At 71.6% G+C, this 6,305-nt stretch carries 7 protein-coding genes; 3 read left to right on the top strand and 4 right to left on the bottom strand.

Going from position 1 to position 6,305, the window contains the following annotated elements; all coding sequences use genetic code 11:
- On the top strand, positions 1-2,059 hold a 2,059-nt coding region (locus GH736_RS15060), incomplete at its 5' end, for an aldehyde dehydrogenase family protein (protein WP_159604754.1).
- Between the two features lie 31 nt (positions 2,060-2,090).
- On the opposite strand, the gene GH736_RS15055 is transcribed toward GH736_RS15060, so the two are convergent.
- A complete protein-coding gene (locus GH736_RS15055) occupies positions 2,091-2,570 on the bottom strand; it encodes an ATP-dependent zinc protease family protein (RefSeq protein WP_159604752.1) in 480 nt (159 codons plus the stop codon).
- Positions 2,571-2,596: 26 nt separating this feature from the next.
- On the opposite strand from GH736_RS15055, the gene GH736_RS15050 reads away from it, so the two are divergent.
- Complete coding sequence (locus GH736_RS15050; RefSeq protein WP_159604750.1) at positions 2,597-3,790, top strand: RimK family alpha-L-glutamate ligase; 1,194 nt, start codon at positions 2,597-2,599, stop codon at positions 3,788-3,790.
- Between the two features lie 58 nt (positions 3,791-3,848).
- Here GH736_RS15050 and GH736_RS15045 read toward each other — a convergent pair whose 3' ends face one another.
- Together GH736_RS15045 and GH736_RS15040 are read right to left on the bottom strand one after the other, a co-directional pair.
- Positions 3,849-4,211, bottom strand: coding sequence for a GntR family transcriptional regulator (locus GH736_RS15045; protein WP_159604748.1), 363 nt, complete (start codon positions 4,209-4,211; stop codon positions 3,849-3,851).
- 35 nt (positions 4,212-4,246) lie between these two features.
- The gene (locus GH736_RS15040) at positions 4,247-4,684 is read right to left on the bottom strand and encodes an Lrp/AsnC family transcriptional regulator (RefSeq protein ID WP_148732865.1); all 438 of its coding nucleotides are present in this window, start codon (positions 4,682-4,684) and stop codon (positions 4,247-4,249) included.
- 98 nt (positions 4,685-4,782) lie between these two features.
- On the opposite strand from GH736_RS15040, the gene GH736_RS15035 reads away from it, so the two are divergent.
- The gene (locus GH736_RS15035) at positions 4,783-5,583 is read left to right on the top strand and encodes an LLM class F420-dependent oxidoreductase (protein WP_159604746.1); all 801 of its coding nucleotides are present in this window, start codon (positions 4,783-4,785) and stop codon (positions 5,581-5,583) included.
- A 9-nt stretch (positions 5,584-5,592) separates the two neighbouring features.
- Here GH736_RS15035 and GH736_RS15030 read toward each other — a convergent pair whose 3' ends face one another.
- A complete protein-coding gene (locus GH736_RS15030) occupies positions 5,593-6,132 on the bottom strand; it encodes a hypothetical protein (RefSeq protein WP_159604744.1) in 540 nt (179 codons plus the stop codon).
- Positions 6,133-6,305 lie beyond the last annotated feature (173 nt).

Genomic DNA, 6,305 nt, shown 5'->3' with positions numbered 1-6,305 from the left:
GACGCCCGCCGGACCCGGGGTCACCCCCGGCTTCCGCAACGAGCCCGACACCGACCCCGCCCTCGCCGCGAACCGCGAGTGGGGCCGCCGCATCCTGGCGCGGGTGCCCGAGTCTCGCCTCGGCCTCGACACCATCGCGGCCGCGCGCATCGACGACGAGGCCGCGCTCGAGCGCGTCGTCCAGACCGCCGCCGATCGCGGCCGCGCGTGGGGCGAACTGCCCGGCGCCGAGCGCGCCGCCGTGCTGCACCGCGCGGGCATCGCGCTCGCCGCGAACCGCGACCGCCTCATCGAGGTGATGGCCGCCGAGACCGGCAAGACGATCGCGGAGGCCGACCCCGAGATCAGCGAGGCCATCGACTTCGCGCACTACTACGCCGAGCGGGCTCGAGAGCTCGACCACGTGCAGGGCGCGGTCTTCGTGCCGCCGAAGCTCACCGTGGTCACCCCGCCGTGGAACTTCCCCGTCGCGATCCCCGCGGGCGGCGTGCTCGCCGCGCTCGCCGCGGGCTCGGGCGTCGTCATCAAGCCCGCGAAGCTCGCCCAGCGCTCGGGCGCGGTCATGGTCGAGGCCCTGTGGGAGGCCGGCATCCCCCGCGACCTGCTCGCGCTCGTCGACATCGGCGAACGGGAGCTCGGGCGCCAGCTCGTCGCGCACCCCGCCGTCGATCGCGTCATCCTCACGGGCGCGTACGAGACCGCGCAGCTGTTCCGCTCGTTCCGGCCCGACCTGCCGCTCCTCGCCGAGACCAGCGGCAAGAACGCGATCATCGTGACGCCGTCGGCCGACCTCGACCTCGCGGCATCCGACGTCGTGAAGAGCGCCTTCGGCCACGCCGGGCAGAAGTGCTCGGCCGCGTCGCTCGTGATCCTCGTCGGGTCGGTCGCGAAGTCGGAGCGGTTCCGGCGCCAGCTCGTCGACGCCGCGACGTCGCTGCGAGTGGGCTATCCCGAGCACCCGCAGAGCCAGATGGGTCCGATCATCGAGCCCGCGAACGGCAAGCTGCTGCACGCGCTCACCCAGCTCGGCATCGGCGAGGAGTGGCTCGTCGAGCCCAAGCAGCTCGACGCGACCGGGCGCCTCTGGTCGCCGGGCATCCGCGCCGGCGTCGCGCCCGGCTCGTACTTCCACCTCACGGAGTTCTTCGGTCCGGTGCTCGGCGTCATGCACGCGAAGGACCTCGACGAGGCCATCCGCCTGCAGAACGCCGTCGACTACGGCCTCACCGCCGGCCTGCACTCGCTCGACTCCGACGAGGTCGCCACCTGGATCGACCAGGTCGAGGCCGGCAACCTCTACGTCAACCGCGGCATCACCGGCGCCATCGTGCAACGCCAGCCGTTCGGCGGCTGGAAGCGCTCGGCCGTCGGCGCCGGGGCGAAGGCGGGCGGGCCGAACTACCTGTTCGGCCTCGGCGAGTGGATGCCCGAGCGCGGCTCCTCCTCGACCACCCTGCACCTCCGGGGCCTCGAGAAGCGGGTCTCCGAGCTCATCGAGGCGTCGCAGTCGGCGCTCGACTACGAATCGTTCGACCTGCTGCGCCGTTCCGCCCTCTCCGACGAGGTCGCGTGGGCGGAGGAGTACAACGCGGTGAAGGACGTCTCGGGCGTCGGCGTCGAGCGGAACCTCTTCCGCTACCGACCGCTGCCCGTCGCCGTGCGCATCGGCGAGGCGGCGAGCCTCGGCGAGGGGCTGCGCGTCCTCGCCGCCGGCCTGCTCACCAAGGCGCCGCTCACGGTGTCGACCGCGGTCGAGCTGCCGAAGCCCGTGCGCACCATCCTCGGCGCCCGCGACATCCGCGTGGTCCGCGAGGGCGACGGCGAATGGCTCGCCCGCGTCGCCGAGCAGGGCGTCGGGGCATCCCGGGTGCGTCTCGTGGGCGGCGACGCGTCGGCGCTCGCACAGGCGCTCGGCGGAACTCCGGATGTCGCGGTGTGGTCGCACCCCGTGACGCCGTCGGGCCGCGTCGAGCTGCTGCCGTTCCTGCACGAGCAGGCGATCTCGATCACGAACCACCGCTTCGGCAACCCGACGACGATCTCCGACGGCGTGATCTAGCGGCGCTGCTGCTCGGAGGGCGCCCTGCGCGTCAGCGCCCTCGGTTGAGGCGGCGCACCGGGCGGGGGGCGCGGCCTCCGAGGAACGACTCGCCCGGCGAGACGAGGAACCCGTTGCGCAGCGCCTCGCGGCCGATGAGCATGCGGAAGCCCATCTCGTCGCGGTTGGTGAGCGTGATCTCGGCGCTCATCATGCGGCCGTGCAGGGTGACGTCCATGAGCACGACGACGCGCTCCTCGGTGTGGCCCGAGGAGCTCCGCACGGTGCGGCGGTCGTGCACGGGACACTCGACGACCACGGCGTCCTCGTCGCTGTCCTGCCAGGGCCGCACCCCGAATCGCACCGCGTCGGAACCGTCGTCGCGCCGGAACTCCTCGACGTCGAACGCGTGCAGCGACGACGTGCGCGCACCCGTGTCGATCTTGGCCTTGATCCAGGGGACGCCCGCGCCCGGCAGGGTCACCCATTCGCGCCATCCGACGATGGTGCTTGAATAGGGAGGCTCTGTCACTCGACCATCTTCTCAGGGGCTCAACGATGAAACTTGCGATCCTCTCGCGCGCCCCGCAGGCGTACTCCACGCAGCGGCTGCGCACCGCGGCCCAGCAGCGCGGCCACGACGTGAAGGTGCTCAACACGCTGCGTTTCGGCATCGACCTGTCGGGCCCCGAGCCCGACCTGCAGTACCGCGGCCGGCGGCTGAGCGACTACGACGCGATCCTGCCGCGCATCGGCAACTCGATCACCTACTTCGGCACGGCCGTGGTGCGCCAGTTCGAGCAGATGGACGTCTACACGCCCAACACGGCGAACGGCATCACGAACGCGCGCGACAAGCTGCGTGCCAACCAGATCCTGTCGCGACACAACATCGGCATGCCCGCGACGGCGTTCGTGCGCAACCGCGCCGACGTGCGCCCCGCGATCGAGCAGGTCGGCGGCGCGCCCGTCGTCATCAAGCTCCTCGAGGGCACGCAGGGCATCGGCGTCATCCTGGCGCCCGAGGTGAAGGTCGCCGAGGCCATCATCGAGACGCTGCACTCCACGAAGCAGAACGTGCTCATCCAGCGGTTCATCAAGGAGAGCCGCGGCCGCGACATCCGCGCCCTCGTGGTCGGCGACCGCGTCGTCGCCGCCATGCGCCGGGTCGCCAGCGGCGACGAGTTCCGCTCCAACGTGCACCGCGGCGGCACCGTCGAGCCGGTCGAGCTCGCGCCCGAGTACGAGCAGGCTGCCGTGCGCTCGGCGCAGATCATGGGCCTGAAGGTCGCCGGCGTCGACATGCTCGAGGGCAACGAGGGGCCGCTCGTCATGGAGGTCAACTCGTCGCCGGGCCTGCAGGGCATCGAGACGGCCACCAAGCTCGACGTCGCGGGCGCCATCATCGACTACATCGCGAACCAGGTGGCGTTCCCCGAGATCGACGTGCGCCAGCGGCTCACCGTCTCGACGGGGTACGGCGTCGCCGAGCTCCTCGTGCACGGCAACGCCGACCTCGTCGGCACGACCCTCGGAGAGTCGGGCCTGTGGGAGCGCGACATCACGGTGCTCACGCTCCACCGCGGCACGACCGTCATCCCCAACCCGCGCAAGGGCGTGGTGCTCGAGGGCGAGGATCGCCTGCTCTGCTTCGGCCGCCTCGAGGAGATGCGCTCGATGATCCCCGAGCGTCGTCGGCGCCGCGCGAAGGTGCGCAAGCTCCCGAAGGAGCCGATCCCCGAAGCGAGCTGACGGCCCCTGTCGGGCTCGGCCGAGCCGAGCGGATGCCGCTCCCCGGCGCCGTGGCCGCTCAGCCGCGGGCGTCCAACGCCGACGCGACGAGGGCGATCGCGGCCTCGCGTTCGATGCCGAGGCGACGTACCCGGTCGGCGAACGCGATGGCCGCAGCCTGCCCCTCGCGGGTGACCGCATCGCCCGTCGAGGAGACGAAGGTGCCGGCGCGGCCACGGCCCTCGATCACGTGGTCGGCCTCGAGCGCGCGGTACGCCTTCGCCACGGTGTTCACCGCGAGGTCGAGCTCAGCGGCGAGGGCCCGCACCGTGGGCATCCGCGCGCCGGGCGCGAGGGACCCGTCGGAGACCGCGTCGATGACCTGACGGCGCAACTGCTCGAACGGCGGGGCGGATGCGGCGGGGTCGATCGACAGCTTCATGCGCGCTGCTCCGTGCCCGCGGCATCCGTCATCGTTCAGTCCCGGTTGCGGTTCACGAGGCGCGACAGCACGATGGCGCTGCGCGTGTGGTCGACGTTGGGGGCGATGCGCACGCGTTCGAGGGCGTCCTCGAGCGACGTGATGTCGCGGGCGCGCATGTGCACGATCGCGTCGGCGCTCCCGGTGACCGTGCCGGCGTAGACCACCTCGGGCACTCCCTGCAGGATGCGCTGCAGCTCGTCGGGTGCGACGGTGCCGCGGCAGAAGAGTTCGACGTAGGCCTCGGTGCTCATGCCGTCGACCGTCGGGTCGACCTGGATGGTGAACGACCGGATGACCCCGTCGGCGACGAGACGGTCGACGCGGCGCTTGACGGCCGAGGCCGAGAGCCCGACCGACGACCCGATGTCGCCGTAGCCCGCGCGCGCGTTCTGGCGGAGCAGGTCGAGGATGGCGCGATCGAGGTTGTCCATGCTGGGAGTCTACGCCGATTCCTTGCGTTCTCCCAGTGGACCACGCAGGTTTCATGCGTACGGGGCAACGCTTTCCGCGTGCTGCCTAGGCTCGATGCATGACCTCTGCTTCTCCCGTGCGCCTCGGACTCCAGCTCCAGCCCCAGCATGCCCACTATCCCGCCATGCGCGACGCGGTCCTCCGCGCCGAGGACCTCGGCGTCGACATCGTCTTCAACTGGGACCACTTCTTCCCCCTGACGGGCGACCGCGACGGCCTGCACTTCGAGGCCTGGACCATGCTCGGCGCGTGGGCCGAGCAGACCGAGCGCATGGAGTTCGGCACGCTCGTGAGCTGCAACTCGTATCGCAACGCCGACCTGCAGGCCGACATGGCCCGCACGCTCGACCACATCAGCGCGAAGGGCGGCGAGGGACGGTTCATCTTCGGCACGGGATCGGGCTGGTTCGAGCGCGACTACGACGAGTACGGCTACGAGTTCGGCACGCCGGGCACGCGCCTGAACGCGCTCGCCGCCGCGCTGCCCCGCATCGAGGAGCGGTGGACGAAGCTGAACCCGCCGCCCACTCGCAAGATCCCCGTCATGATCGGCGGCAAGGGCGAGCAGAAGACCCTGAAGATCGTCGCCCGCCACGCCGACATCTGGCACTCGTTCGTGTCGCCCGCCGACCTGCCGCACAAGCTCGGCGTGCTCGCGCAGTGGGGCGAGGAGGTCGGGCGGGACGTGTCCGAGATCACGGTGTCGAACGAGCTCACCCGCGGGCGCGTCGACGTCGAGTACGCCGACGCGCTGTACGACGCCGGCGTGCGCCTCTTCACCCTCGGCCTCAGCGGTCCCGACTACGACTTCGCGACCGTGCCCGAGTGGCTCGCGTGGCGCGACGCCAAGAACGGGTAGCGGATGCCGCTACTGCGGCTCCTGGATGTCGCCGAGCAGGCCGACACGCACTGAGCCGTCGGGGTACCAGATCACCGCCAGAGGAACGGGGTCGACTCCGCTCGCGGCGGTACCGGACACTCCGGAGACCCGCAGCCCATCGGTGGGGAATCGGCCGTCCTGGGTGCACGCGCCGTTGAATCCCGGCTCAGGGGTCGGAACGAGCAGGCAGAGGTCGTCGCCGTCGCGTGCGGCGAAGATCTCGACCCCGTCCAGCCCGACGAAGAGCAGACGGGTCTCGACCGGGCCCGCTCCGAAGTCGATCGGACCGACCTGGCCTTCGAGCGCGGGCACGTCCGCCGGGGTCGCCGGCCTGGCGAACACCTCGGCGGCGGAGGTGTCGAGCGCGACCGGCTTCGCGGCCAGTACGTCGGCCTGCAGCAGCGGCTCTGGGTTCACCGTGGGCGCCGCAACGGACGGACGCGCGTCAGTGCCTCCCGTCAGCCGGTCGAGTTGGGTGCCCGCGATCAGGCCGAGCACGAGGGCCGCGGTGCCGGCGATGATGCCCACGCGCAGTGCGGTGCGTCGTCCGCCCTCGTGCGCGGTGGCGACGGCCGTGCGGCAGCGAGCTCGGATGTAAGGCGACCTCGCCGGCAACGTCAGCCGCCCCGAGCTCGTGTCCGAGTGGTGGTACGACGTCAAGTTCGCGGCTCACTACCTCAGGCTCGGCTACCAGGGCCTCG

The sequence above is a fragment of the Agromyces humi genome (assembly GCF_009720255.1).
Lineage (GTDB): Bacteria > Actinomycetota > Actinomycetes > Actinomycetales > Microbacteriaceae > Agromyces > Agromyces humi.
The sequence above is the reverse complement of the archived record's forward strand: the minus strand, read 5'-3'. Positions and strand labels throughout refer to the sequence as shown.